Raw genomic sequence first — 24,765 nt, forward strand, 5'->3', positions numbered from 1 at the left:
TCTTCAGCTACGAGGACTCCCCGACATAGGCGCTTCTCATGCCGTCGGCGATCTTCCGGGCCGTCGGTCGCAAGACATTCAGCAAACGCTCGAGATGAAATTCTTCCGACGGGACAACGACCGCGAGTGAAGCAGCGGCCGTGGCAAACGGGTCCATGATTGGTACGGCCACCGCGGTGGCATCGGGATGGACATAGCCCCGGGTTACCGCATATCCGTCCCGCCGGACATCCCCGAGTATCCGTCGCAATGCCTGTGCACTTGGCCGCGGTGCCGGAAACTGTATGTCGAGCTGCGTTTTCAATGCATTTTCAACGGTATTTGGATCGCTGTGCGCAAGGAGGACCAATCCACTCGAGGTCGCGTGGAAGGGCATGGTGCCTCCCACGATGGTGAGGTTGATGACCGACTGGCGGGCCGAAAGGCGCTCCAGATACAGGACCTCGTTCCCTTTCAGAATGCCAAGCTGCGTATGCTGGCGAATCCTTGCCTGTACATCCTGGAGGTACGGCATCGCGACCTCTCGCAATCCCAGGGCACCCGGGGTTCTATTGGCCAACTCCCAGAGCCGCAGCCCGATGCGATAGCGACGACTGGGGAGCTTTTCCAGCAGACCAAGTGCGGTCATCTCACTCACAAGTCGATAAGCGCTGGAGCTGGCCATTCCCGAGCGATTGGTGATCTGGGTCAGGCTGAGGTCCCGTGTTCCTTGGTCGAAGGCCTCAAGGACCCTCACACTCCGACTCATCGCGGATTCACCTTTTGACTCCTTCGCCATCATTGCCCCTTCATCTGGATTGACCCCCTGCCAAAACATTTTTTGCGCATCATGCGAATTTCACAATCCTTGCATGTAATTCAGATCATAGTTGTCATTCAGGAAGCAGACCCGAGGAACGAGGAATGATCACCATGGAAACGAGCGCCATTACGGAATCGAGGTGCCCGTTCACCGACCGGGCCTCGCACGCCGAGCCCGAGGAGGCAACTGCGCCCGCAGCCGCGGAATCATCCGTGCCGGTTGGCGCAACCCTCAATTTGCCGGTCGCGGACTGGGTCGAGGTCGAACAGCTGCGCGTCGATCCCTACCCAACCTATGCGCGACTGCGTGATGAATCACCCGTGGTTTGGGTCCCCTCCATCAAAAAGGTTCTGGTCGCGTCCTTCGCCGGATGCCTCTTCGGGGAACAGCACCCTGACATATTTTCCAACGACGTTTCCGGAGCACACATGACCCGGGCGTTCGGCGGGCAGCCGATGATCCGCAAAGACGGAGCCGCCCACGCTGCCGAACGCAGCGTCATCAATCCCACGTTGCGACCGAAGAAAATCGCCCAGGTCTGGGAACAACGGTTTCGATCCAACACCGACACCTACTTGGATGCGTTGGAAGCAGCCGGTCCAGGTGCCGACCTCAACGAGGTCTTCGCTGCCCCGTTGGCTGCCAAGAACCTCATCGATCTGCTGGGCCTGACTGGCGTCTCCCCCACGGATCTTGCCCGGTGGTCGGCGGATTTCATTGCCGGGGCAGGAAACGTCCTCGGTAACGAAGACATCTGGCTTCGCTGCCGGCGTTCTCGAGCGGAAGTGGATGTTGCCCTTGACGAGGCGCTCCCGAGACTCCGGAAGCACCCCGACGACTCCATGACCTCGTTGCTGCTACATGCCGACATGCCGCTCGAAAGCGTCCGGGCCAATGTCATTCTTGCCATCTCGGGCGGAGTCAGCGAGCCGCAGCACATCACTACATCGAGCGTCTCGCTGTTGACGCAGCATCCCGAACACCTGGCCTGGGCACGCGCGGATCCCAAGAACTTCGCTCACGTATTCCAGGAAACCGTGAGGTTCCAGAGCCCGATCGGCATGGTCACGCGCGAAACCAAGACCAGCACCGAAATCGATGGTTTCCAGATCCCCGCGGGCAGCCAAATCGGCCTCTTGGTGGCCTCCGCCAACAGGGACGCGAGCAATTTCGAAGACCCCGAACATTTCAATCCCCGCCGTTCGGAACGCCGCCATTTGGGGTTCGGAAGCGGGAACCACATGTGTGCCGGGAAGTGGGCTGCCGAGACAGCCATCGGAAACGTCGCGGTCCCGGCACTCTATGAGCGTTTCCCCCAACTGAGCACGGATCCGGCGAACCCCGGGATCAAGGACGGATGGGCATTTCGGGGATTCAAGTCCCTTCCCGTCATTTGGTAGACCGCAAGACAACCAAGCTATGCACCGACGCCGCACAACGAAGTGAAAGGAATCAGCATGCAAATTGACACTCGCATCGCCTCCGCAAGCGAAAAAGCCCGCACGCGAGAAATCCGTAAGGTAGTTTTCTCCAGCTATTTCGGCACAGCCGTCGAGTTCTACGATTTCCTCCTATACGCGACGGCCTCCGCTGTTGTCTTCGGACCTGTCTTCTTCTCCGACCTTTCCCCATGGGCAGGCATCGTGGCCTCCTATGGAACGTTTGCCACCGGATATCTCGCGCGCCCCTTGGGCGGAATCATCTTCGGTCACTTCGGGGACAAAGTGGGCCGCAAGAAGCTGTTGGTCATTTCCATGCTCATGATGGGGTTGGCCTCCACTGCGATCGGTCTTGTGCCTCCGTCAGCAATGATCGGCTCCTGGGCCGCAGTCATCCTCGTGACCCTGCGCGTCATCCAAGGAATCGCCGTGGGCGGCGAATGGGGTGGGGCCGCACTGATGGCCTTGGAGCACGCTGACTCCAAGAAGCGCGGATTTGCAGCGTCATTCGTCAACGCAGGGGCTCCGAGCGGTTCGGTCTTGGGACTGATCATTATGGGACTCTTCTCTTCTCTTCCCCAGGAGCAATTCCTCAGCTGGGGCTGGCGCGTGCCTTTCCTGCTGTCGTTCGTGCTGCTTCTCGTCGGGTTGTACATTCGCAAAAACGTTTCCGAGAGCCCCATCTTCCTTCAAGCGAGCGAGCAGCAAACCGCCAAGGGCCAAGAACCAGCCCGCTCACCCCTCGTGCAAGTTCTACGTCGCCCCAAGGGCCTGCTTGTGGTGATCTTCGCGGCGATGTCAGCCTTCGCATTGCAGACCACGTTGTCGACCTTCGCTATCACGTTCACGGTGTCTCACGGCGTTGCGCGCCAGGATGTCATGTTCATGTTTGCCATTGCCGGAGTGATCAGCATCTTCACGACTCTGTTATTCGGTCGGCTCTCGGACCGATGGGGCAGGCGTCCGTTGATGATCGTTGGCAACGTTGCATTTCTGCTCGTCTTGCCAGTGGTTTTCCCGCTCTTGGCTTCGGGCAACCTCTTTCTCATCTTCCTGGGATTCGCTCTGGGGATCATCACCCAGACGGTCATCTACGGACCCATGGCGGCGTTCATTGCAGAACGGTTCGGCACCAAGTCCCGCTACACCGGAGCATCCATGGGCTACCAGCTGGCAACGGTTTTGGGCGCCGGGTTCACCCCCGCGATCCTGGCATCGCTCTACGCACCGGCTCAGGCGACCGGTCCAGTCATGGTGTACCTCGGCACCCTTGCGGTCATCAGCTTGGTCACCGTCATCTTCATGAAGGAATCCAAGGACAACGACCTGAGCTCAGTTTCCAATTAGCCATTACGACACCACTCAATCCCCACGACAACAAGGGAGTACCACCATGATCACGGCAACTTTCAACAACTACATCGGTGGAGCTGAACTGGTAAAGATGGAACAGGGAGTCTCCATCATGAAAGCCGCCATCCTCAATGGCGTCGGAAACATCGTCGGCGAGTGCGGGGGCCAGGCCATGTGTGCCACCTGCCACGTGATTGTTCGACCTGAACACCGCGAGCAGCTGCCTCCGCTGAGCGAAGACGAAGACGAGATGCTTGATTGTGCGGCCACAGCCAGAGCGGAAGGTTCACGGTTGGGATGCCAACTCAAGGCCGGAGAACACTTTTCCACCATTGAAGTCGACCTGCCGGAGACCCAGTAATGAACATCTCGGAACACCTCCAGAGCGCCGTGATCATCGGAACGGGACACTCAGGAGTTCAGGCGGCCGAGACTTTGAGGGAATCGGGCTGGACCGGACGAATCGTTCTCCTTGGCGAGGAGCAGCATGCCCCCTACCAAAGGCCTCCCCTGTCCAAGGACTACCTGGACTTGGACAAGGCAGCAGGACCGCTTCCTTTGCGGGCACCATCGTTCTTCGAGGAACACCGGATCGAACTGCGTCTTGGTGTTCGGGTTGAGTCCATCGACCGTGCAGCCCGCTCGGTGCGGCTTTCCGGCCGCGAACAGGTACCGTTTTCCAAGCTTGTTATCGCCACCGGCGCTTCCAACCGGGCGCTGGATATCCCCGGGTCGGCGCTTTCAGGAATCGTGGGTCTGAAGTCGTTGGACGACGCAGGGAACCTGCGTGAACTCTTGGGTCCGGCCTGGAATATCGTGGTCGTTGGCGCGGGGTTCATCGGGCTTGAATTTGCCTCGGCGGCGCGCGCCATGGGGAAGAACGTGACGGTACTTGAGTTTGCTGACCGTCCCATGTCCAGGGCCTTGAGCCCCGCCATGGGAGATTTCTTCGCCCGGCACCACGTGGACGCCGGAATCAACCTCCGCCTGAGCGAAGGCATAGCTTCCTTCCTTGGCGATGAGGACGGGAACGTGGCAACTGCGGTCTCGACATCGGGTTCTCAGTACGCCGCGGACCTCGTGGTGGTCGGCGTCGGAGTCGTCCCCAACACCGGACTGGCGCGGGCCGCCGGACTGCCAGTGGACAACGGGATCGTCGTGGACCACGACCTGCGGACCGAGGACCCCGACATCTACGCCGTGGGCGACTGCGCTTCCTTCCCGAGCCCGACGGGCACCGGGCGCATCCGGTTGGAGTCGGTGCAGAACTCGACCGACCAAGCCAAGCACGCCGCGGGACAGATCGCCGGCGGCGCAGATGCACGGTACGAGCCGGTGCCGTGGTTCTGGTCGATCCAGGGCGGCGTTCGTCTGCAAATTGCCGGGTTGTCTTCACCCGGAAATGAGACGGTGCTGCGCGGGGACCCGGGCAGCGGCAAGTTCTCGGTGTTCTGCTTTGACGGGGAAGTCCTCACGGCCGTCGAATCCGTCAACAGGCCCGGAGACCACGTTGCCGCAAGAAAGCTCCTGGGCCGGGTCCTGGCGGTGACGCCGGAGCAATGCGGCGACACGGCGTTCGATCTCAAATCCCAGTCGAATGCGTTGGCCCTGACCGGGTGAGCCCGCAGACGGACCATCGGTGCCAGGGTGCCTCCCTGCACCGATGGTCCGTCTTTGGTGCATGGTCGCCAATCCGGAGCGCCGTCCGTTGCCCGGCCGCCGCCTCCACGGGAACGAGAGCATAGCTACTTAAGTGCTACCGTCCGTCAACAACCACAAGCGCCTCGACGTCGACGGCAGCGACCGGTTCGGCGGCCTGCGGCGAACGCATCAAGCCAATGGCCACTGCCGCGACCAAGACCACGATGCCCACGCCCAGGTACAGCTGCCCGGCGCTCCAGGCCGCATCCAGCAGTGCACCGGCTGCCAGCGGCGCGAGGATTGCGCCGAACCGCCCGATGCCAATTGCCCAACCGACGCCGGTGCCGCGTGTATGCGGGGCATAGGAGGCAGGTGCCAGCGTGTACAGGCCGGCAATGCAGCCATTGATGAGCATTCCAACGACGATGCCCATTCCAAAAGCCAGAGCCAGGATGCCGACGGCCGAAATGAACAACACCATCGTGATCGAGGAGAGCACGGTGAAGACCAGCAGCACCTTGCGCGTTTGCCACGTGGTGGTCAGCGCGCCAAAGAGCAAGGCTCCAAACGTCCCGCCAAGGGTCAGCATGAGCCCGCCGACCACGCCTTGGCTTTCGGTCATGCCGGCGGTCACCAACAGCTTTGGCGTCCAGCTGTTGACGAAGTAGAAGCCGAACATGGTGGCGAAGAAGGCGACCCAGATCAGGCCGGTGGCACGTCGGTTGGCCGGCGAGAACAGTGCCGTCACCTGCTGCCCCCTTACGCCACGGCCCGCGTTATGGCCGGCGAGGTCGGGAAGCAGGACCGTATCCTCTGCCAGACGGAGTTTGCGGGCAAGAACTGCGAGGCGTTTCCCGGCGCGCGGCGGCCTCTTGGTGATCAGGAAGTCCACTGACTCGGGCACGACCGCCAGCAACAGCAGGAAGGCTACGGTGGTGGCGATGCCGCCAAAGACGAAGACCGATCGCCAGCCGTGGGCGGCCTGCAGCGAGACCGCGGCCATGCCGCCTAGTGTGGCGCCGACGCCGTAGCCGGCGGTGTAGATGCTCACGGCCATGCCGCGCCAGCGCTTGTTGGAGTACTCGCTGGTGATGACGTTGGTGCAGGCCAGGATGCCGCCGACGCCCAATCCGGTGGCCACGCGCCACAATCCAAGCTCGGTCACCGAATGCGCGGTAGAGGAAAGGAACATGCCGGCCGCGGCCAGCCCGGTGGTGAACAGCAGCATCGGGCGACGCCCGAAGACGTCCGCAAAGGGTGCGAGGAACAGGGAACCGGCGGCCATGCCAAGGAGTCCGGCGCTGAGCAGAACACCAAGTTGGGAACCGCTGAGCCCGAATTCGGTGGAGACGCGGTTGGCGGTGAAGGCCATGGCCAACACATCGAACCCGTCGAGGGCGTTGAGTAAGGTGCAGACACCGACGACCACCCATTGGAAAGGGGCCATAGGAGAGGCGTCGATGCGTTCTCTGATATTCATGATGGTGCGCTTCCGTTTTTTGGACACGACAAATCACCCGCCAAGCCTCCGGACGGGAAACCTGGCGGGGAGTCAGCCGGGCTCCTGCTAGTTGGGTTCGATGGTGATCACGGCCGGTCCGGCGCCCGCATCGGTCCGGGAACCTGTCGGGGAGGTGACAGCGCGAGAGACGCAGCAGTTCATCTTCGTGCCCTGGCGCTGCTGGCGCTCGGAATAGAACACGTCGCGGTGGTCGATGGCACCGGAGAGCTCGGTGATGCGGACCTCGCAGAGCCCGCATTCTCCCTTGCGGCAGTCGAACATCATCTCCGCGCCCGCGTCCTCGAGGGCCTCGAGCATGGAGCGGCCCTGCGGGACCGTGACCTCCAGGTTGAGCTTGGGAACCCTGACGATGAATTCCTCGGGGTCGTACCAGCCGCTGTTGCCGAAGGTCTCGTAACGAAGGTTGGGCAAATCCAGCTCGCGCTCCACCCAGGTGCGGCGCACCGCGTCCATCAGCCGGATGGGCCCGCACATGTACAGTTCGGTGTCCGCATCGGCGCGGCCCACCAGCGCGGGGACGCTCAGCGAGGAGCCCTCGTCATCGACGTGCACCTCGAGCCGCTCGCCGTGCAGGTCGGACAGCTCCGCCAGGTACGCCATGGCGCCCCGGCTGCGTCCGACGTACACCAGCGTGTAGTCGGCCTTCAGCCGTTTGAGCACCGCTGCCATGTTGGCGATTGCGGTGATGCCGATGCCTCCGGCGAGCAGGATGTAGCGCCGGGCGCCGACGCGCAGCGGGAAGTTCTGCAGCGGCTGGGTGATTTCAAGTCGCTGCCCCGGAACGAGTGAGTGCATGAAGATCGAGCCTCCCCGCGAGAGCGGCGCCTTCATCACGCTGATCACCAGCCGGGTCCCGTCGTGGTTCGATTCCACCACCGAGTAGGAGCGTTTTGCCTGTTCCCCGTTGATTTCGACCATCAGGTCCACGTGTGATCCCGGTTCGGCCTTGAGCGGCAGGGAGGGTATGAGCACGATGCGTGCAATGCCGTCGGCGACCGGAACCACCTGTTCGACGGTGGCCGATTGCCAGGTTTCAATGTTGGTTGCTGCCATGGTCCTTGTCCGTATCCTTCGCTGTCCGTCTCCGCCTTAGGCGGAGGCGGCCAGGCGTCCCTCGGCGGCCAGCATCGCTTCGAGGATGCGGCGCACCCACATGCCGCCCGAATCGATGTTCAGGTTGTAGAACTCGTAGTCCGGGTTGGCGTCGATGGCTGCCTGCTGGGCCATGAGCATTTCCTCGTCCTCGCCAAAGACCCCGTGCACGCCGTCGCGCAGCTGGGTGGTGATCAGCTGGCTGTCCAGGCAGTAGTTGCGCATGAAGGCCCAGAAATAATGGGAGGACCTGTCGGTTTCCGGGGTAATGGTGTTCATGACGAAGCCGTTGACGCCCTGGCTGCGGTCGCCCTCCGGTGCACCGGTGCCGGCCTTGGCCACCCCCACGTCGATGCTGATGGTGGAGGGCGCCTCGAAGTTGATGATCTGCCAGCGGTCGACCTTGCCCTCGAAACCGGGGAACTTGTCGCGCATGTTCTTGAGCCAAAACGGCGGGGCGTCGATGTTGTGCATCCAGCGCGTGACGGTCACCTTGTTGCCCTCGCGCACGGTGACAAAGTCGGACTCGCTGAGTTCCTCCTGGCCGATCGTGGAGGAATGGACGAACTCCTCATGGGTCAGGTCCATGAGGTTGTCCAGCACCAGCTGGAAGTTGCAGGCCGCGTGGATGGTCAGCCCGTCTCCCGCCCACTCGTCGGACGTCATCTGGTGCATGTCCGGCACCAGATCCGGGTCGGCCAGCGTCGGGTCGCCCATCCAGATCCACACATAGCGGTAGCGCTCCACGACGGGGAACGAGGGGACGGTGGCGGACGGGTTGATGGTTTCCTGCGCCGGCATGGAGACGCAGCGGCCGGCCGAGTTGTAGATGATGCCGTGGTACGGGCACTGGATGGTGTCCTTTTCCATGGTCTTGCCCATGGACAGCGGTGCCAGCCGGTGCCAGCAGGCATCCGCCAGCGCGACGGCCCTGCCGTCCTCGGTGCGGTAGAGGGCCACGGGCCGGTTGGCAATGCGGCGGGACATCGGCTTGCGGGTGACCTCATGGTCCCAGCCGGCCACGTACCAGGCGTTCAGCGGGTGGGGCAGGACCTTGTTGGTGGTGGAGCTTGTCGTGGCGACGACGGTCATGGGGTTTTCCTTTCGATACGGCAGCAAAACTACCTATCGACATAGTTAGTGGTGTTGGTCATAGACTAACTGCGGATATAGTGATTTGCAACACCCGTGACCGCCGAAAGTTGCTATGAGTCTCCGTAACGCATTGTTCGCCCTGCTCGTTGTCGAGCCGATGACCGGATACGACCTGCACAAGCAGTTCGAGTCCTCGGTCGGCCACGTGTGGCACGCCCCCGACTCGCAGATCTATCCGGAGCTCAGGCGCATGGAGTCCGAGGGCCTGCTCGAAGGCGAGGAAATCCCCTGGGGCCCGCGTGGCAAGAAGCGCCAGTACCACGTGACCGAGGCGGGCAAGGCTGCATTCAGGAACTGGATGAACACCCCGCTGGAATACGCCCGCACCCGCGACCCCGCACACCTCAAGGCCGCCTATCTGGAATGGGCGGATCCGGATGCCGCCCGGGAGCAGTTGCGCGCCCACATCGAACACCACACGGGGCTTCTGGGCCAATGGCGCGAAAAGGTCAGGGAAATCGAGGATGGCTCCAGCGCCATGCTCAACCGGCGCCTGGCCAACACCCCGGAGGCCGACCGCGAAAAGACCAGCGCCTACAAGATCTACACCTACGAGGGGCTCATGTCCCAGGCGGAGGCAGAAATCGCCTGGGCCCGGCGCGGACTCAAGCTCATCGACCGGCTCAACGGCTGACCGCCAGCCCCATTCGCCCCGAGCCGGCCACCGCTGGGCCGCCCTTGTAAACTCCCGGAACCTGTAGCTCAATGGCATGGAAGGCACTCGAGCGTGCCATGGCAAGACGGAGGATGGGAACATGTTGCTCGATGGGGTCAACCACATCGCGATCATCTCAAACGATGTCGGAAAACTGGGCGAGTTCTACCGAAAGGTCTTCGACGCGCAGGTGGGACCGACCCGCAACCACGGCCCGGGCGAGACCATGACAAACATCAGGATCGGGCCGGGCACGGAACTCAATGTCTTCGTGATCGACGGGAACGCCGAGGCGCGACGGCAGACCCCGATGTGGGGCCGCGGACGCATCGACCACCTCGGCCTTGCAGCCGCCTCCCGGCCGGCCTTCGAGACCATCCGCAACCGGCTCATCGCCTCCGGAGCGGGAGACGGGAGAATCAACGACTTCGGTTCCGTGCTCAGTATGTTCTTCCGGGACCCGGACGGACTCGAGGGCGAGGTGGTCATTCCCAAGGAATGACCGACCCTCCCCCTGGCCATGGACACCATCGTGCATCCGGGATATACCTATGGGGATAGGCAATGATGCCGACCTGCCCCACGGGGCACGAAAGGGGCACCACCGATGACAACGGATCATCCCGGCACCACCTCCGGGGACTTGCTGAAGGGATTCTCCCTGGAAATGACGGGCAAGGACATCCCCGCACTCCAAGCAGCAGCCCCGTCCCTGCCGCCCGGAACCCCCGTCAACGTCACTTTCCTGGGCAACGAGGATCTGTCGATGCGGGTGGCCGCGGCGGCAGCCGTCAAAGAAGCCGGACTGCATCCAGTGCCGCATATTTCGGCGCGCAGGCTGGCATCCACCGGCGAGCTCGACGGCTTCCTTGAGGCGCTGGTGCAGGTTGGGTCCGGAAGCCACGTCTTCGCTGTCGGCGGCGACCCGACCGAACCCATGGGCCCTTTCCCCGATTCGCTGTCGCTGATCACCTCCGGGCGGCTCGAGGCCTTCGGAGTGAACACGGTGTCGATTGCCGGCTATCCCGACGGCCATTCCGAAATCGAGGCCGACGCACTCTGGTCGGCCCTCGAGGCCAAGAACGCCGCCCTTCGGGAGAGGGGATTCGAGGGCGAAATCATCACCCAGTTCGGGTTCGACACCGTCCCGGTCCTGGACTGGCTAACCACGTTGCGTGAGCGCGGCATCACGTTGCCGGTGCGGATCGGGGTACCCGGTCCGGCTGGCATCAAGCGGCTGCTGGGCTATGCCCGACGGTTCGGAGTCGCTTCCTCCGCCGGGATCGCCAAGCGCTACGGATTTTCCCTGGGGAACCTGCTCGGGACCGCCGGGCCCGAGCGCTTCGTTGCCGACCTGGCCCGGGACTACGACCCGGCACGCCATGGGGAGATCAAGCTGCACTTCTACACCTTCGGCGGCATCAAGACCACCGCGGACTGGGTTGCGACGCACCGCTGAGACGGGGACCAGGAGCATGCAGAACCGACGGCGGCCTGCCGGGAAACCGTTCCCGGCAGGCCGCCGACGTCATGCTTGGTAGGAGCTACTTTGACGGCAGCAGCGCCGTGAGGTCCGGGATCTTTTCAATGAGTCCGCGGTCCAGCGAGATCTCGGCAATCTTCTCGATGGAGGCCTCGTTGACCTCGGTGTAGTACCTCGGCATCGTCAGCTTCTCGATGACATCCGGCTCCAGCGAGGTGTAGTCCGGCAGGACGGCCTTGGCCTTGTCGGGGTTCTCGTCGGCGAACTTCTGCGAGGCCTTCATGGCACGAGCAAACTTGGCCGCCGTTTCGGGATTTTCCTTGATGTATTCATCCGAAGTGAAGTAGACGGCGACGGTCAGGTCATCGACCGGTTCGGCATAGTTGGAGAAGATCGGAACATTGCCGTCTGCCTCGGAGATGGTCACGAACGGTTCGACGGCCGCCATTGCATCGACGTTGCCGGCAGCGAGCTGGGCCGCCATGTCGGGGAAGCCCATTTCCACGAAGTGGACCTGTTTGTAGTCCCCGCCGGCGAGCTTCACCGCCTCGCTGATGGTGGAGTCCGAGATGTTGTTCAGGGTGTTTACGGCGACCTTCTTGCCGACCAGGTCCTTGATGTCCTTGATGCCGCTGTCCGGCTTGGTCATCACCGAGGCGAAGTCCGCCTTGGTGTCGCCGGTGGAGCTACCCCCGGGTGCCACCATCTTCAGGGGCAGGCTCTTTGAGCGGGCCACGATCATGGAGGTGACGTTCGAGAACCCGAAGTCCATCTGCTTGCTCATGATGGCCGGGACGATGGCCGCCCCTCCCTGGGCCAGCGTCAGCTTGACGTCCAGGCCCTCCTTTTCGAAGAGCCCCTCCTTGACGCCCAAGTAGATCGGGGCGACGTCCACGATCGGGATCACGCCGACCTCGACCTTTTCCAGTCCCGTGGCGGCGCCGCTGCCGGATGCGCCTTCTGTGGACGATTCGGCCGGGCCGGTCGACGGCGATCCGCTCCCGCAGGCCGCCAAGCTCAGTGCCGCGAGCAGGGCCAACGCCCCTTTGATTCTCTTCATGCTGGTCTCCAGGATTCCCGGGGTCACCCCCGAAAGAAAAGTGATGTACGTCGCATACTACCTATTTCGATAGTGTTTTGGGGCATAACGACGGGACCAAATACTTGGGCGCGCAACTTCACGGCCTCCGGGGCTCCGCGGCAAGGCCGGGTGGGGTTTGATTTTCCGAAAAGTAACTATCGACTTAGTGAGTCCGTTGGCCTATGGTCGGGGTAGCGGCAGATACGCCGCTCCTTCGTGTTCCAGTGCGGGCCCGGCGAAAAGAGGGCACCGCTCCCCAAGGAAAGGAAGCCTTCTCGCATGTCATCCAAGAACCTCCAGGAAGTCCTGGATGCGGCTGGCAACACCGCCGAACTGCTGCGCAATTCCCAACTCGGGGCCTACGTCTATCCGGTGGTGGCCCCGGAATTCTCCAACTGGCGCAGCGAGCAGCGTGCCTGGCGGGAAACCGCAGTGCTCTACGACCAGACCCACCACATGGACAACCTCTTCATCAAGGGTCCCGACGCCCTGAAGCTGATCTCCGACACCGCCATCAACAGCGTGGCGGTCTTCCCGGTGAACCGCGCCAAGCAGTATGTCCCCACCACACCGGCCGGCCACGTCATCGGCGACGGCATCCTCTTCCACGAGGAACAGGACGAATACGTGTACGTGGGTCGGGCACCTGCCGCCAACTGGCTGCTCTTCCAGGCGGAAACAGGCGGGTACGACGTACAGATCGAAGTGGATCGCCGCTCCCCCTCCCGCCCCATGGGCAAGCCGGTGCAGCGCAAATACTGGCGCTTCCAGATCCAGGGGCCACAGGCCTGGAACATCATCGAGAAGCTCAATGGCGAACCGCTGGAACAGCAGCGCTTCTTCTCCATGGACACCATGACCATCGCCGGCCAGAAGGTGCGCACCCTGCGCCACGGCATGGCAGGGGCACCGGGTCTGGAAATCTGGGGACCGTACGAATCCTACGACACGATCCGCGCGGCAGTGCTGGACGCGGGGGCGGAATTCGGCATGGTGCCGGTCGGTGCGCGGGCCTATCCCTCCAACACCCTGGAATCCGGGTGGATCCCCTCGCCGCTGCCGGGGATCTACACCGGTGAGGAGCTGCGCGCCTACCGCGAATGGCTGGGTGCCGACAGCTACGAGGCCACCAACGCCGTGGCCGGAAGCTTCGATTCCACTGACATCGAGGACTACTATCACACGCCCTGGGAACTGGGCTACGGATCCTTCGTGAAATTCGACCACGACTTCATCGGCCGCGAGGCCCTGGAGAAGATCGACCCGGTCAGCCAGCGCAAGAAGGTCACCCTCGCCTGGAACGCCGAAGACCTGGGCACGATCCTTTCCTCCGTCTTGGACCCCGACGAGGTCCCCTACAAGTACTTCGATCTGCCGCTGGCAAACTACGGTTCCTCCAACTACGACCGCGTCATCGATGCCGACGGCAAGACCGTGGGCCTGTCCATGTTCACCGGCTACAGCTCCAACGAGCGCCGGGGGCTGTCCCTGGCCATTGTTGATCCGGATGTCCCCGAGGGCACCGAGCTGCGTGTGGTGTGGGGCGAGCCGGACGGAGGGACGAAGAAGACCACCGTGGAGCCGCACCGCCAGTTCGAGGCCCGCGTGGTGGTCAGCCCCGTGCCGTACTCGACCGTGGCCCGGGCCGAATACCAGGGCGGGTGGCGCACCTCCTACGGGAAGTAGCCCCCGATAGCGACGAGCAGGGCCGCCGTCTCCCGAGGGGAGATGGCGGCCCTGCTCGTCGCAGGATAGGACCGGAGTCGATTAGGCAGGGAATTCATCGACAACCCTTAGGGTTTCTGCTTTGCCAGCGGAACCGCTGCCGTCCCGACCCTCTGTTGTTCGGTGCCGCTATTCGCCGTCGAAGCTGTGGGCCAACACCCAGGAGGCGAACTTGGCGATCTTGGCATCAATGACCAAGGGCTTGTTCCGTGGGCCGGCCAACCAGTCGTTGACCGGCGCCAAGTCCTCCACGCTTCGCACCGTGATCCCCTCGCAGCCGAATCCCCGGGCAATGGCAGCGATGTCGGTTTCGGGGAACTTCACGATGTCCAGGTCCGTCGTCTCATGCTCGAAGTGGTGGACTTCGGCCCCGTAGGCGCTGTCGTTGTAGACGACCACGACCATCCCCAGTCCGAGGCGCACGGCGGTATCGAGTTCGACCAGGCTCATCATGAACCCGCCATCTCCGACACCGACAACCGGCATGCGGTCCTGCAACGCCACGCCTGCTCCGATTCCGCTGGCCAAGGACAGGCCGATGGATTGGAAGGCCAGCGGGACGCAGTAGCCCAAGTGGTCGGGCACCTTGAACAGCATGGCCGGGTAGGCGTTGAAATTTCCCCCGTCGGGCACCACGACCCGCTCCATTGGGAGCATCTGATCCAACGCATTGGTCAGCGCCCGGGGGTCGATTTTTCCCTCGCCGCCGCGATCTTCAAACGACTGTTCGCTCCAATGCCGGCTCTCGGTCAGTCGCTTGGCCACCTCGTCATTGCGGTACCCGCCGGTACGCGGCGCCTCACGCAGTTTCTCGAGGGTGGCAGCCGCTACCTGTGCGCTATCGCCGATGACGCCCAGATCCGTTCGGTGGTGGAAGCCAATCGCCTCAGGGGTGTCGTCCACATGCACAATTTTCGCACCGCGCAGCAGGGAGCCTGAGCGAGTCGTCCACCGGTTAAGGGCAGCCCCGAATGACACTACAAGGTCCGCGTCCTTGATTAATTCGGTGGCCCCTTCGGTTGCAAACCCGCCCATCACATCCATGTGCCAAGGGTCCTCGACAAACAGCCCGCGGCCGGCGGCGGAGGTCGTCAGCAGGGCCGAGGAAGCCTCCGCCAGTTCACGGATCGGAGAAATGGCTCCCCAAGCCCCGCGCCCCCCGACAAACACCGGACGCTCGGCTGCTCGTAGAAGGCTCGCCAGCTTGGCGATGGCTTCCTCAGAGGCTGCTGGCACGGTGTGCTCGACCAAGGCTGGAATCATGTCTTCGTCGAAGTCGATGAGCTCCTTTTGCAGGTCAATGGGCATGGACAGCACGACTGTGCGACGGTGCAGGAGCGCGGTGGAGAATGCGCGTGCAGCATCCGCCACGGCGCTTGCTGCTGAATGTATGCGCTCGGCCACTGCACCCACGGATCGAACCGCGTCGTCCTGTTCGATCCAGAAGTTTGAGTTCTTTTGCGTCGGAGGTGTATCTCCGGAAATCACGACGATCGGTGTCCGGGCTTTGGCCGCTTCGCCAATTCCTGTCAGGGCGTTGGTCAGCCCGCATCCTTGGTGGACGGTGACAAGGGAGACCTTGCCCGTGGCGCGTGAGTATGCGTCCGCCATGCAAGTGGCACCCATCTCGTGCCGGGCCGCGGTGAATCCCACACCGAGTGCGACAAGTTCGTTGGTGACGTGGAAGTTTCCGCTTCCAACCACTCCAAAGATATGGGCCGCGCCGAGCCGGTGAAGGGTCCTGGCGATTGCTTGGGAGACGGTGGCTTGCTGTTGCATAGGTGGTTCCTAGTTCTTTGGAAGGAGCAGGTCGAGGTCCGGAGCCTTGTTTAGGGTTCCGTAGCGCACGGCGGCTGCACCAAGTTCGGCGGCAGCTTCTCGGCTGAAAACGGGAGTAAAACTAGGCAGGGTGATCTTCTTCAGCAGTTCGGGATCGGTCTTGGTATAGGTGCCAATAGCTGTTCGGACAGCTTCGGGGTTCTCCTGCGAGAATTCCATGGACTTGCTCATGGCCCGGGTAAATGCCGCGACAAGTTCCGGGTCCTGCTCAATGCGCTCGCCCGTCGTGAAATAGCCGCCGATATCAAGGTTTTCGTGGGCACCGGCGTACGGCCACAACACCGCTCGTCCGCCCTGTTCAAGGGCTGGGGTGAGGAATGGTTCAAGAATCAGGGTGGCGTCGACCTGCTTCGCTTCGAGCGCAGCAAAGGCGTCGGGAAAGGCTATTTCGACAAAGGTCAATTCCGATCCGACGCCTCCTTCTTTGTCAACTGTGGCACGGATCGTGGTGTCGCCGATATTTGCTAAGTTGTTGGAGGTCACGGTCTTTCCTGACAGATCCTTGGCCGTCTTGATCGGCGAATCTTCAAGCACGACTACCGCTGCAAAGTCTTTGCCCTGTTCTCCCGTGGTGGACGTACCATTTGCCACATAGCGCAGGTCAAGGCCCTTGTCGCGGGCCACCATGAGGGAAACCAAGTTCCCGAAAGCGAAGTCATAACTGCCCGCCACCACGCCCGGAACCGAGACTGCCCCGCCATTGGTGTTTTCGATGACCAGGTCGATCCCCTCATCGCTGAAGAATCCTTGTGCCTTGCCCACGTGTATCGGGGCGACATCGCCAATCGGGATTGCCCCGACCGACACCTTGGTGAGAGAACCGGTTTCGGCGGCACTCGTCGAAGTCCTGGCGTCCGCCGAATTCGATGCGCCAGACAGCGTCCCGGACCCGCAGGCCGTCAGGGCCAGCGACAACACGGCTGCCGTCACAAGGGCCCGTGAGCGGATGCTTTTGAAGGGTCGAATCGGTGATGCTTCCTTGCAGCGCGGCTTTTTCATTGAAACCTCTTCTTCGAGCGGTGGAGTATCGCAATGAATCAATCATTCGATAGTTTCACTAAGGCGTCTAATGAATATTTAGGCATTGATCCATGAATTTTATTCATGTACTTTAGTGGCCGCAGCCGGCTCCCCGACCGCCGCGAGGATCAAATCTATGATCCATCTCGTATCTGCCGCGGTGGCCCCCGAACGCCAGTAGAGCCGAACCATCAGGTCCTCCACGGGAAACGGAAGTGCGTCGAGCCGGATCGGCCACCGGCTCCGCCAGCCTTGCGCAATTGTTTCCGGGGCCATCGCGACCATGCCGCCCTGGCTGACTAGCCTCGGCAAAACCGCGAACGTCTGGACTGTAAAAATGGACGATGGAACGAGACCGGCCTTTTCGAGCCCGGCCATTGGAGCGGGGTGCCCAATACTCGGCCTCACCATGGCCAGTGCGTTGGTGGCAAACGCTTCTTTCGTCAGCGCTTCTTCCGCGTGCGCTGCCCGAAGAGCAACATACCTCTCTCGCTTGATTACATCGCTTTGCACCACTTCGCCCAAGTCCGTCGAGGCAATCGCTGCGTCGATTTGACCACGATCCAGCATCTCCGGGATTCGGGAAGCATCCATCGGCACGATCTCCAAACCTGCCCGAGGCGCTTCCCGCCGCAGCCCTTCCACAATGCGCGGCAGGAAGTCCATTTCGCCGATATCCGACAAACACAGCTTAAAAATTCGTGTGGACGACGCAGGGGCGAAGATCCTGCTTTGCGCTACTGATACGCCAAGTGAGGCGAGCGGCCCGCTGATCTCTCGATACAGCACCCTCGCCCGTTCCGTCGGAACGATGCCACGTCCCTGCCGCACAAACAGGTCATCGTTCAGCTCCCGCCTGAGGCGGCCCAAGGCATGGCTGACCGCAGGCTGGGTGAGGTTCAGTTCTCCGGCGGCAGCTGTCAGGCTGCCCTTGTCAAAAATGCTCCGGAACACAAGCAACAGATTCAAATCCATGTAATCACCGTTATCAGCGTGGGCCCTCGTCCACAGAAGACCATCTGCAAGGGCCGAGGTTGCAGGGATTTAATGAGCTGTCCAAGGGTGGACTTCAATTATTTCCTCGAAAAAGGGCGTTGTGTGCCCACCATCCCGGCTGCGGGGTGATGGGCACACAACGCCCTGTGGCTACTTCCGTTCCAGGCTACTTGGCGACCATGGTGATGGCTTCCTCGGGGCGGTGCCCCTGCTTGGCCTTCTGGATCTCCGCATAGACGTGGTGGCGCAGCTCGGTGAACCGCGGCAGCGACCGGGTCTCCAGCTGGTCCCGCTCGGCCGGCAGGTCGATCACGATGTCCTCCTGCACGATCGTCGGCGAGGAGGACAGGATGATCACCCGCTCCCCCAGGTAGATCGACTCGTCGATGTCGTGGGTGACAAACAGGACCGTCACCCCCAGCTTCTTCCAGACGCTGCGGATCAAATCCTCCAGGTCCGCACGGGTCTGTGCATCCACGGCCGCGAACGGCTCGTCCATCAAAAGCACCTCCGGCTGGTAGGCCACCGCCCGGGCGATCGCCACGCGCTGCTGCATGCCGCCGGAGAGCTGCCACGGGTAGGACTTGGGCACGTGGTCCAGGCCCACCGCCTCCAGCGCCTCCTGCACCAGGCGCTTGCGCTCTTCCTTGGGAACCCCGGCGTTCTTCAGCGGCAGCTCGACGTTCTCGGCCACGCGCAGCCACGGGAACAGGGAGCGGCCGTATTCCTGGAACACCACCGCCATCTTCTTCGGCGGGCCGGTGACCTTTTGCCCGTCCAGGAGCACCTCTCCGGAAGTGGAGTTCAGCAGCCCGGCGATGCACTTGAGCAGCGTCGTCTTGCCCGAGCCCGAGGGACCGACCAGGCAGACCAGCTCGCCGCGGCCCAAATCGAAGGTCAGGTTCCGCACCGCCTCGATGTCCCCGGCGTCGGTGTGGTAAACCTTCTTCAGTCCGCGGACCGAGAGCAGGGCCTGCCCCTCGGGCAGGGTGCGGCCGCCCTTGTGCGACGTGGGATTCTCAGACTGCATTTTCAACCTCTTTCAGGCCGTGGTACCAGCGCAGCACGCGCCGTTGGACCCATTGGAAAATAAAGGACAGGGCCACGCCGATGAGCCCCAGGACAACGATGCCGGACCACATTTCCGGGACCGCGAAGGACCGCTGGAACTGCACGATCGTGAACCCCAGGCCGGAGGACGAGGCGAACATCTCGGAGATGACCATCAGGATCAGCCCGATGGACAGCGCCTGGCGCACCCCGGCCATGATCGTCGGGGTTGCCGAGGGCAGGATCTGGTAGCGGATCCGGGAGAACCCGGTGATCCCGTAGGACCGCGAGGTCTCGTTCTGCACCGGGTCGATGGAGCGCACGCCCTCGATGGTGTTCAGCAGCACCGGCCAGATGCAGCCGGAGATGATCACCGCGACCTTCATCCCGTCATTGATGCCCACCAGCAGCATCAGCACCGGAACCAGCACCGGCGGCGGCAGCGCCCGGAAGAACTCGAACACCGGCTCGGTCACCGCCCGCAGCGTGCGGTTCAGGCCCACGGCCAGCCCCAGCACGATGCCCAGCACGATCGCGGCCAGCACCCCGATGACCAGGCGCATGATGCTGGGCAGCACGTCGGTGAGCATCCGCTCCCCGAACCAGGTCTCCACAAAGGTCGTCACCAGCTTGGCCGGGGTGGGCACGAAGAAGTTCGGCGCCCCGGAGGTCGCCAGCCACCACCAGGCCAGCAAGATCAGCGGCAACCCCAACAGGAAGCCGAAGGATTTCAGGATTTTCATGCCGTCGCCTCCCCGCGAACCGACGGGTGCCAGGACAGCACCCGTTTCTCAACCACCCGGGTGACCCCGTTGATCGCGACCCCCAGGAACCCGGTGGCCAGGATCAACGCATACATCCCGGAAATCGCGCCGCCGGACTGCGCCAGGGCGATCTCCTTGCCCAGCCCCGGGGAGCCGATCAGCAGCTCCGCGGTGATCGCCAGGATCAGCGCCACCGAGGCGGCCAGCCGGATGCCCGTCATCAGGTACGGCAGCATCGTGGGGAACACGACGTCCCGCACCCGCTGCGCGTAGGAGAACCCGTAGGAGCGGGCCGTCTGCATCGCCACGTTGTCCACGTCAGCCACCCCGTAGAGCACCTGGATCAGCACCTGCCAGAAGCAGGCGTAGACGATCAGCAGCAGCGAGGACTCGATCTTGATGCCAAAGAGCAGCACCGCCAGCGGGATCAGCGCCACCGACGGGATCGGGCGCAGGAACTCGATGGTCGAGTTGGTGAAGCGCCGCAGGAACGGCGACATCCCGATCACCAGGCCCAGCACCAGGGCCGCGGCCACGGCGATCGCCAGGCCGATCGCCCAGGCGAGCATGGTGTCGCCCACGGCGACCCAGAACGCCGTCAGCCCCAGGTCGGTGGCCAGGGCCGCGATGACCTCGGAGGCCGGAGGCAGGTACTTGGCCTGCACCACGCCCAGCGCCGGCATCAGCTCCCAGAACCCCAGGAACACCACGATGCCGATCAGGCCCAGCACCCACTTCGGCAGGCCCTTGGACGGCGCGCGGGAGGCCTTGGCCTTCACCGCGGCGCGCGTCGATGGTTCGGTCACTTGGGTCATGGCAACAGGGTCTCGAGGTCAACGGGCTTGGCGATGGCACCGAATTCCTGGGCCGCGTCGCCCAGCTTCTGTGCGGCCTCGGTGTTGATGTCCACGCGGTAGCGCGGCAGCACCAGCTTGGCGCGGGTTTCCTCATCGATCTTGGTGTAGGTGCCCACGATGTCGCGGACCTCCTGCGGGTTCTCGTTCGCGTATTCCAGCGACTTGTTCATCGCGCGCTGGAACTTGGCCGTCAGCTCGGGCTCGGCGGCGACCTTGTCCGAGGAGGCGAAGTAGCCGGCGATGTCCAGTTCCGGATCGAAGTCGGAGAAGTTGTTGCTCACGACCCGTGCGCCGTCACCCTTGGCCTGGACCAGGAAGGGATCGAGGATCCAGGCGGCATCCACGATGCCGTTTTCCAGGGCCGCCGGGGCATCGGGGAACGGAACCTCGACGAAGTCAACGGTGCTCGGGTCCCCGCCGTCGTCCTTGACGACCTGCGAAACGGTGATGTCCCCGATGTTGGAAAGGTTGTTCACCGAGACCTTCTTGCCCGCCAGGTCCTTGGGACTCTTGATCGGCGAGTCCTTCGGGACCACCACGGCGCCGAAGTCCCCGTCCTTGTTCCCGGAGGTGGTCACGCCGTTGGCGACGACCTTCATGCTCAGGCCCTTGTCGTTGGCGACCATGAGCGAGACGTAGTTGGAGAAGGCGAAGTCGTAGCTTCCGGACTGGATCCCCGGCACGATGGCCGAGCCGCCGGTGGCGGTCTGGATGTCCAGGTCCAGGCCCTCGGCCTCGAAGAAGCCCTTGGAGTCGCCGAGGAAGATCGGGGCGGTGTCCACGATCGGGATCACGCCGACGGTGATCTTTTCCAGTCCGGCGCCGCCGGATTCGGAGGCGGTGCCGGCGGCCTCGCCGCTGGGCGAGCCCGAGCCACATGCGCTCAATGCGAGAATCCCCAAGGCGGCCACTGCGAGTGTGAGTTTGTTTTTCATGGTCGTCATGAATCCTTAGCTTGTGTGTACCGGCGGAGTCGTCCCGCCGAAGTTCTTGCGCAAATCGGTTTTGCGGATCTTGCCGCTGGCGGTGCGCGGGAAATCGTCCGTGAGCACCACCGTGCGGGGGATCTTGTATTTGGCCAGGCGTCCTGCCAGGTGTTCCTTGATGTCGGACTCGGTGATGGCCGCGCCCTCCACCGGGACCACGATGGCCCTCGGCACCTCGCCCCACTTTTCGTCCGGGACACCGATGACGGCCACCGAGGCCACGCCGTCAAGTTCCATGATGGCCTGTTCCACCTCGGCCGGGTAGATGTTTTCCCCGCCCGAGATGATCATGTCCTTAAGCCGGTCTGAGATGTAAAGGAAACCCTCGTCATCCAGGTGCCCCATGTCCCCGGAGCGGAACCAGTGTCCGTCGATGAAGGCAGCCTCGCTGGCCTCCGGAAGCTGCCAGTATTCCTTGATCACGTTCGGGCCCGAGATCAGGATCTCGCCGGCTTGGCCGGCCGGCAGTTCGGCCCCCGAGGGATCAACGATCATCACGTCGGTGAAAAAGTGCGCCAGGCCGGCCGAACCGGCCTTGGAACGGGAGCGTTCGGCCTGCAGGGAGGTGGCCCCCGGGGCGGTTTCCGTCATCCCGTAGCCGCCCGAGAATCCCAGGCCCCGTTTTTCGTAGGCTTCGAGCACACGCATCGGGACCGCGGAGCCGCCACAGGTGAGCATGCGCAGCGAGGAAATGTCGGTGCCGGCCCATGCGGGGTGCTCGGCCAGCATCTGGTAGGTGGTGGGGACCCCGGAGAGCGAGGTGATCGAGTGGCGCTCGATCGCCGCGAGCACCGAGGAGGGCTCGAAACGGTCCTGCAGCACCAGGGTGCCGCCCTTGAGCAGCGTCGGCAACGCACCCATGCCCAGCGAGGCCACGTGGAACATCGGGGCGATCATCAGGGCCTTCGCGTCGCTGGTCACGTCGTAGTCGACCAGGACGTTCAGTGAATTCCAGGTCATGTTCCCGTGCGTCAGCACCGCGCCCTTGGGCCGGCCGGTGGTTCCGGAGGTGTACAGGATGATGGCTGGATCCTCGTGGTCCACGGCGATGTCCTGGTAGCCGGCCTCCGCCGCACCCAGTGCGCGCTCGTACGCCGAGTCCGCCCCGGGCTCGTCGTTGAGCACCAGGTGGTGCTCCACGGGGCTTTCGCCCATCGCGGCCTGCGCCAGGTCTTCCAATGACTCCGGGTTGATCAGCACGGTGCTGCCCGAGTCGTTCAGCGCGTAGTTCAGTTCACGCGGGGTCAGCCTGGTGTTGAGCGGCACGAAGATGGCACCGATGCCGCCACAGGCAAAGAGGGTCTCCAGGAAGGCGGAGTGGTTGTTGCCCAGGTACGCCACGCGGCTGCCCTTGGCCACACCCAAGGCCCGAAACGCGTTGGCCAGCTTGTCGATGCGAGTCGCCAGCTGTGCGTAGCTCAGGGATTTTTCCCCCTCGATGACGGCCGCGTGGTCCTGCGACTTGACGCGGCGCTTGTGGATCCAGCCGCCGAGACCTTGGTTGAGCATGGGTGCCTTTCCCGTGTGCCGGCCGGAGGGCCGGCACACCTTCTTAGAACGTTGTTGTCGGTACTACTTGACCGTCATGGCCGCGACGTCGGGTGCCTTGGAAAGGAACTTCAGCTTGGCGGCCAGCTCGGCCAGCTTGGCGAGCTGGTCGCTGGGCACCTCGCCGTCCCAGGTTTCCATCTTCAGGTTCTCGGCCACCTTGGCGTCCATCTTCATGAACTCGGGCAGCATGGCCTTGGCCCCGGCCTGGTCGGCTTCTGCAGCGGCGAGGGTTTCGGTCATGGCTGCCTTGAAGTCGGAGACGACTTCTGGCTTCTCCTGGGCGAACTTGCCGCTGGTGAAGCTGACCATGGTTGGCAGGCCGGGGATGGCCTTCTGGTTCGGGTAGCCGAGCAGTGCGTTGTCCGGGTTCGCCAGCGCCTTGGACAGGAACGGCTCCGGGAGCCAGACGGCGTCCATGTTCCCGCGGTCGAGCTGGGCTTCCATGTCCGGGAACGGCATCTCGGAGAACTTCAGGGCCCCCGAGTCCCCGCCATCGATCGCGGCGGATTCCATGATGGTCAGGTCGCCCTGCGTCTTCAGCGCGTTCACCGAGGTGGTCTTGCCGGCCAGGCCGGCAAAGTCCTTGATGCCCGAATCGGCACGCACGACCACGCCGTTGATGTCGTCCCCTTCGGCCTTGGAATCGGAGTAGCCCGAGACGATTTTCATGTCCAGGCCCTTGTCGACCGCGGTCAGCACCGAGAGCGGGTTGCCGACGGCGAAGTTCAGGTCGCCGGTGGAGACGGCCGGAAGCATGGCTGCACCGGCGGAGCTGGTGGTGAACTCGACGTCGAGTCCGTGCTTTTCGAAGATGCCCTTGTCGATTCCGTATTTCACGGCAACTGACGGTGCGATCGGCAGGACGCCGACGACAACCTTGGTCAATCCGTCGGAGCCGGCGGCGGCGGTACCGGTATCCGAGGCGGCAGAGCCGGAGGGCGATCCCTGGCCGCAACCGGTCAGTGCGAGAGCCGCAATCGATGCCCCGGCGAGGATGGTGGACAAACGCTTCTTCATGGATGCTCCTTGGTGAAAAATGATGGGCCAGGCACCTACGCCCCAACCGCGAGATTCTGTGACCCCTGCCACATAGGACAATCTAAGCACAATCATTGAGAAAATCAATAGTTGTAACTTTTGTGCGCCTGGGATGGCTGAATGTGACGCCACATTCGGGCCAGCGACCTTGCGCCACTACGGCAAAGGCCGGGAGCGCCCCCAGCGGGCTCCCGGCCTTTTGCTGGATACTAGGCGTAGAAACGGTAAATGCCGCGCGACACCACTGCGGGCTTCGGTGCGCCCTCCACCTCGACGACCTGGTCGACGGCGATCTGGTAGCCGCCCTTGACCTCTTCGACCTCGGCGATCTGCGCTTTCATGCGAATCTGCGCGCCCACCGGCACCGGCGAGGGGAAGCGGACCTTGTCCAGCCCGTAGTTCACGCGGGTGGAGACGCCGGTGACGTCGAAAAGCTCGGACCAGAAGGCGATCTGCAGGCTCAGCGAGAGGTAGCCGTGGGCAATCGGACCGCCGAAGGGGCCATCCTTGGCCTTTTCCGGGTCGGTGTGGATCCACTGGTGGTCGTCGGTCGCGTCGGCAAACGTGTTCACCTGGTCCTGGGTGACGGTGCGGAAATCGCTGTACCCGAGGTCGGTGCCGGCCGCGGTTGCGAGCTGCTCGTAGGAAAGAACTGTCTGGCCCATGATGGGTACTCCCTTTAACTAAGTGGTTGGTCTTGAGATGTGCAAAAAACA

Annotated in this window: 23 protein-coding genes; 8 read left to right on the forward strand and 15 right to left on the reverse strand. The window is 63.1% G+C overall.

Annotated elements, in window-relative coordinates:
* Nucleotides 1–7: 7 nt before the first annotated feature.
* Nucleotides 8–781: an IclR family transcriptional regulator gene (locus FPY90_RS13095; protein WP_498681496.1), complete on the reverse strand. Its 774-nt coding sequence runs from the start codon at nt 779–781 to the stop codon at nt 8–10.
* A gap of 122 nt (nt 782–903) precedes the next feature.
* Between FPY90_RS13095 and FPY90_RS13100 the strand changes: the two genes are divergently transcribed.
* The 4 genes from FPY90_RS13100 to FPY90_RS13115 are packed head-to-tail and all read left to right on the forward strand — an operon-like array spanning nt 904 to nt 5,214.
* Nucleotides 904–2,202 carry a cytochrome P450 gene (locus tag FPY90_RS13100; RefSeq protein ID WP_498681498.1) on the forward strand — a complete coding sequence of 433 codons (1,299 nt, stop codon included), beginning with the start codon at nt 904–906 and terminating at the stop codon, nt 2,200–2,202.
* A gap of 57 nt (nt 2,203–2,259) precedes the next feature.
* Nucleotides 2,260–3,588, forward strand: coding sequence for an MFS transporter (locus tag FPY90_RS13105; RefSeq protein ID WP_498681500.1), 1,329 nt, complete (start codon nt 2,260–2,262; stop codon nt 3,586–3,588).
* A 46-nt stretch (nt 3,589–3,634) separates the two neighbouring features.
* Complete coding sequence (locus FPY90_RS13110) at nt 3,635–3,955, forward strand: 2Fe-2S iron-sulfur cluster-binding protein (protein ID WP_498681502.1); 321 nt, start codon at nt 3,635–3,637, stop codon at nt 3,953–3,955.
* Complete coding sequence (locus FPY90_RS13115; RefSeq protein WP_498681504.1) at nt 3,955–5,214, forward strand: NAD(P)/FAD-dependent oxidoreductase; 1,260 nt, start codon at nt 3,955–3,957, stop codon at nt 5,212–5,214. The genes FPY90_RS13110 and FPY90_RS13115 overlap by 1 nt, the downstream gene beginning before the upstream one ends.
* Before the next feature lie 136 nt (nt 5,215–5,350).
* On the opposite strand, the gene FPY90_RS13120 is transcribed toward FPY90_RS13115, so the two are convergent.
* The 3 genes from FPY90_RS13120 to FPY90_RS13130 all read right to left on the reverse strand — a co-directional run bounded on the left by FPY90_RS13120 (nt 5,351) and on the right by FPY90_RS13130 (nt 8,941).
* Nucleotides 5,351–6,715 (reverse strand): MFS transporter, encoded by a 1,365-nt coding sequence (locus FPY90_RS13120; RefSeq protein WP_498681505.1) that lies wholly within the window; start codon nt 6,713–6,715, stop codon nt 5,351–5,353.
* 87 nt (nt 6,716–6,802) lie between these two features.
* A complete protein-coding gene (locus FPY90_RS13125; protein ID WP_498681507.1) occupies nt 6,803–7,810 on the reverse strand; it encodes a PDR/VanB family oxidoreductase in 1,008 nt (335 codons plus the stop codon).
* A gap of 36 nt (nt 7,811–7,846) precedes the next feature.
* Nucleotides 7,847–8,941 carry an aromatic ring-hydroxylating oxygenase subunit alpha gene (locus FPY90_RS13130; protein ID WP_307578777.1) on the reverse strand — a complete coding sequence of 365 codons (1,095 nt, stop codon included), beginning with the start codon at nt 8,939–8,941 and terminating at the stop codon, nt 7,847–7,849.
* A 115-nt stretch (nt 8,942–9,056) separates the two neighbouring features.
* Between FPY90_RS13130 and FPY90_RS13135 the strand changes: the two genes are divergently transcribed.
* The 3 genes from FPY90_RS13135 to FPY90_RS13145 all read left to right on the forward strand — a co-directional run bounded on the left by FPY90_RS13135 (nt 9,057) and on the right by FPY90_RS13145 (nt 11,118).
* The gene (locus FPY90_RS13135) at nt 9,057–9,638 is read left to right on the forward strand and encodes a PadR family transcriptional regulator (RefSeq protein WP_071213814.1); all 582 of its coding nucleotides are present in this window, start codon (nt 9,057–9,059) and stop codon (nt 9,636–9,638) included.
* Between the two features lie 121 nt (nt 9,639–9,759).
* Nucleotides 9,760–10,161: a VOC family protein gene (locus FPY90_RS13140; protein WP_071213813.1), complete on the forward strand. Its 402-nt coding sequence runs from the start codon at nt 9,760–9,762 to the stop codon at nt 10,159–10,161.
* Nucleotides 10,162–10,266: 105 nt separating this feature from the next.
* Entirely contained in the window at nt 10,267–11,118 is an 852-nt protein-coding gene (locus tag FPY90_RS13145) for a methylenetetrahydrofolate reductase (protein WP_498681509.1), read from the forward strand.
* 85 nt (nt 11,119–11,203) lie between these two features.
* Here the strand turns inward: FPY90_RS13145 and FPY90_RS13150 are convergent, their stop codons facing one another.
* Nucleotides 11,204–12,202 (reverse strand): ABC transporter substrate-binding protein, encoded by a 999-nt coding sequence (locus tag FPY90_RS13150; RefSeq protein ID WP_498681511.1) that lies wholly within the window; start codon nt 12,200–12,202, stop codon nt 11,204–11,206.
* Between the two features lie 300 nt (nt 12,203–12,502).
* Between FPY90_RS13150 and ligM the strand changes: the two genes are divergently transcribed.
* Entirely contained in the window at nt 12,503–13,909 is a 1,407-nt protein-coding gene (gene ligM, locus FPY90_RS13155) for a vanillate/3-O-methylgallate O-demethylase (protein ID WP_498681513.1), read from the forward strand.
* A 168-nt stretch (nt 13,910–14,077) separates the two neighbouring features.
* Here ligM and FPY90_RS13160 read toward each other — a convergent pair whose 3' ends face one another.
* The 10 genes from FPY90_RS13160 to FPY90_RS13205 all read right to left on the reverse strand — a co-directional run bounded on the left by FPY90_RS13160 (nt 14,078) and on the right by FPY90_RS13205 (nt 24,714).
* Nucleotides 14,078–15,727 (reverse strand): thiamine pyrophosphate-binding protein, encoded by a 1,650-nt coding sequence (locus FPY90_RS13160; protein WP_498681515.1) that lies wholly within the window; start codon nt 15,725–15,727, stop codon nt 14,078–14,080.
* 9 nt (nt 15,728–15,736) lie between these two features.
* Nucleotides 15,737–16,786: an ABC transporter substrate-binding protein gene (locus tag FPY90_RS13165; RefSeq protein ID WP_498681516.1), complete on the reverse strand. Its 1,050-nt coding sequence runs from the start codon at nt 16,784–16,786 to the stop codon at nt 15,737–15,739.
* Nucleotides 16,787–16,885: 99 nt separating this feature from the next.
* The gene (locus FPY90_RS13170; RefSeq protein ID WP_498681517.1) at nt 16,886–17,782 is read right to left on the reverse strand and encodes a LysR substrate-binding domain-containing protein; all 897 of its coding nucleotides are present in this window, start codon (nt 17,780–17,782) and stop codon (nt 16,886–16,888) included.
* Between the two features lie 187 nt (nt 17,783–17,969).
* Nucleotides 17,970–18,833, reverse strand: coding sequence for an ABC transporter ATP-binding protein (locus tag FPY90_RS13175; protein WP_071213810.1), 864 nt, complete (start codon nt 18,831–18,833; stop codon nt 17,970–17,972).
* Nucleotides 18,823–19,596 carry an ABC transporter permease gene (locus tag FPY90_RS13180; protein ID WP_498681518.1) on the reverse strand — a complete coding sequence of 258 codons (774 nt, stop codon included), beginning with the start codon at nt 19,594–19,596 and terminating at the stop codon, nt 18,823–18,825. Before FPY90_RS13180 ends, FPY90_RS13175 begins: the two co-directional genes overlap by 11 nt.
* Nucleotides 19,593–20,432 carry an ABC transporter permease gene (locus tag FPY90_RS13185; protein ID WP_071213808.1) on the reverse strand — a complete coding sequence of 280 codons (840 nt, stop codon included), beginning with the start codon at nt 20,430–20,432 and terminating at the stop codon, nt 19,593–19,595. Before FPY90_RS13185 ends, FPY90_RS13180 begins: the two co-directional genes overlap by 4 nt.
* Complete coding sequence (locus tag FPY90_RS13190; protein WP_498681521.1) at nt 20,429–21,409, reverse strand: ABC transporter substrate-binding protein; 981 nt, start codon at nt 21,407–21,409, stop codon at nt 20,429–20,431. The genes FPY90_RS13185 and FPY90_RS13190 overlap by 4 nt, the downstream gene beginning before the upstream one ends.
* 15 nt (nt 21,410–21,424) lie before the next feature.
* Nucleotides 21,425–22,969 (reverse strand): acyl-CoA synthetase, encoded by a 1,545-nt coding sequence (locus FPY90_RS13195; protein ID WP_498681523.1) that lies wholly within the window; start codon nt 22,967–22,969, stop codon nt 21,425–21,427.
* 63 nt (nt 22,970–23,032) lie between these two features.
* Nucleotides 23,033–24,028 (reverse strand): ABC transporter substrate-binding protein, encoded by a 996-nt coding sequence (locus FPY90_RS13200; protein ID WP_498681525.1) that lies wholly within the window; start codon nt 24,026–24,028, stop codon nt 23,033–23,035.
* Between the two features lie 230 nt (nt 24,029–24,258).
* On the reverse strand, nt 24,259–24,714 hold the full coding sequence (locus tag FPY90_RS13205) for a MaoC family dehydratase (RefSeq protein WP_307578755.1): 456 nt from the start codon (nt 24,712–24,714) through the stop codon (nt 24,259–24,261).
* Between the last annotated feature and the right edge of the window lie 51 nt (nt 24,715–24,765).

The organism is Arthrobacter sp. C2, assembly GCA_024207135.1.
GTDB lineage: Bacteria > Actinomycetota > Actinomycetes > Actinomycetales > Micrococcaceae > Paeniglutamicibacter.

What these genes read in the sequence shown, in the direction of transcription:
- FPY90_RS13135 (WP_071213814.1), top strand. Translation starts at nt 9,057, where the DNA reads ATGAGTCTCCGTAACGCATTGTTCGCCCTGCTCGTTGTCGAGCCGATG.
- FPY90_RS13105 (WP_498681500.1), top strand. Translation starts at nt 2,260, where the DNA reads ATGCAAATTGACACTCGCATCGCCTCCGCAAGCGAAAAAGCCCGCACG.
- FPY90_RS13190 (WP_498681521.1), bottom strand. Translation starts at nt 21,409, where the DNA reads ATGAAAAACAAACTCACACTCGCAGTGGCCGCCTTGGGGATTCTCGCA.
- FPY90_RS13100 (WP_498681498.1), top strand. Translation starts at nt 904, where the DNA reads ATGATCACCATGGAAACGAGCGCCATTACGGAATCGAGGTGCCCGTTC.
- FPY90_RS13170 (WP_498681517.1), bottom strand. Translation starts at nt 17,782, where the DNA reads ATGGATTTGAATCTGTTGCTTGTGTTCCGGAGCATTTTTGACAAGGGC.
- FPY90_RS13095 (WP_498681496.1), bottom strand. Translation starts at nt 781, where the DNA reads ATGATGGCGAAGGAGTCAAAAGGTGAATCCGCGATGAGTCGGAGTGTG.
- FPY90_RS13150 (WP_498681511.1), bottom strand. Translation starts at nt 12,202, where the DNA reads ATGAAGAGAATCAAAGGGGCGTTGGCCCTGCTCGCGGCACTGAGCTTG.
- FPY90_RS13200 (WP_498681525.1), bottom strand. Translation starts at nt 24,028, where the DNA reads ATGAAGAAGCGTTTGTCCACCATCCTCGCCGGGGCATCGATTGCGGCT.
- ligM (WP_498681513.1), top strand. Translation starts at nt 12,503, where the DNA reads ATGTCATCCAAGAACCTCCAGGAAGTCCTGGATGCGGCTGGCAACACC.
- FPY90_RS13185 (WP_071213808.1), bottom strand. Translation starts at nt 20,432, where the DNA reads ATGACCCAAGTGACCGAACCATCGACGCGCGCCGCGGTGAAGGCCAAG.
- FPY90_RS13160 (WP_498681515.1), bottom strand. Translation starts at nt 15,727, where the DNA reads ATGCAACAGCAAGCCACCGTCTCCCAAGCAATCGCCAGGACCCTTCAC.
- FPY90_RS13120 (WP_498681505.1), bottom strand. Translation starts at nt 6,715, where the DNA reads ATGAATATCAGAGAACGCATCGACGCCTCTCCTATGGCCCCTTTCCAA.
- FPY90_RS13165 (WP_498681516.1), bottom strand. Translation starts at nt 16,786, where the DNA reads ATGAAAAAGCCGCGCTGCAAGGAAGCATCACCGATTCGACCCTTCAAA.
- FPY90_RS13130 (WP_307578777.1), bottom strand. Translation starts at nt 8,941, where the DNA reads ATGACCGTCGTCGCCACGACAAGCTCCACCACCAACAAGGTCCTGCCC.
- FPY90_RS13180 (WP_498681518.1), bottom strand. Translation starts at nt 19,596, where the DNA reads ATGAAAATCCTGAAATCCTTCGGCTTCCTGTTGGGGTTGCCGCTGATC.
- FPY90_RS13115 (WP_498681504.1), top strand. Translation starts at nt 3,955, where the DNA reads ATGAACATCTCGGAACACCTCCAGAGCGCCGTGATCATCGGAACGGGA.
- FPY90_RS13125 (WP_498681507.1), bottom strand. Translation starts at nt 7,810, where the DNA reads ATGGCAGCAACCAACATTGAAACCTGGCAATCGGCCACCGTCGAACAG.
- FPY90_RS13195 (WP_498681523.1), bottom strand. Translation starts at nt 22,969, where the DNA reads ATGCTCAACCAAGGTCTCGGCGGCTGGATCCACAAGCGCCGCGTCAAG.
- FPY90_RS13145 (WP_498681509.1), top strand. Translation starts at nt 10,267, where the DNA reads ATGACAACGGATCATCCCGGCACCACCTCCGGGGACTTGCTGAAGGGA.
- FPY90_RS13175 (WP_071213810.1), bottom strand. Translation starts at nt 18,833, where the DNA reads ATGCAGTCTGAGAATCCCACGTCGCACAAGGGCGGCCGCACCCTGCCC.
- FPY90_RS13205 (WP_307578755.1), bottom strand. Translation starts at nt 24,714, where the DNA reads ATGGGCCAGACAGTTCTTTCCTACGAGCAGCTCGCAACCGCGGCCGGC.
- FPY90_RS13110 (WP_498681502.1), top strand. Translation starts at nt 3,635, where the DNA reads ATGATCACGGCAACTTTCAACAACTACATCGGTGGAGCTGAACTGGTA.
- FPY90_RS13140 (WP_071213813.1), top strand. Translation starts at nt 9,760, where the DNA reads ATGTTGCTCGATGGGGTCAACCACATCGCGATCATCTCAAACGATGTC.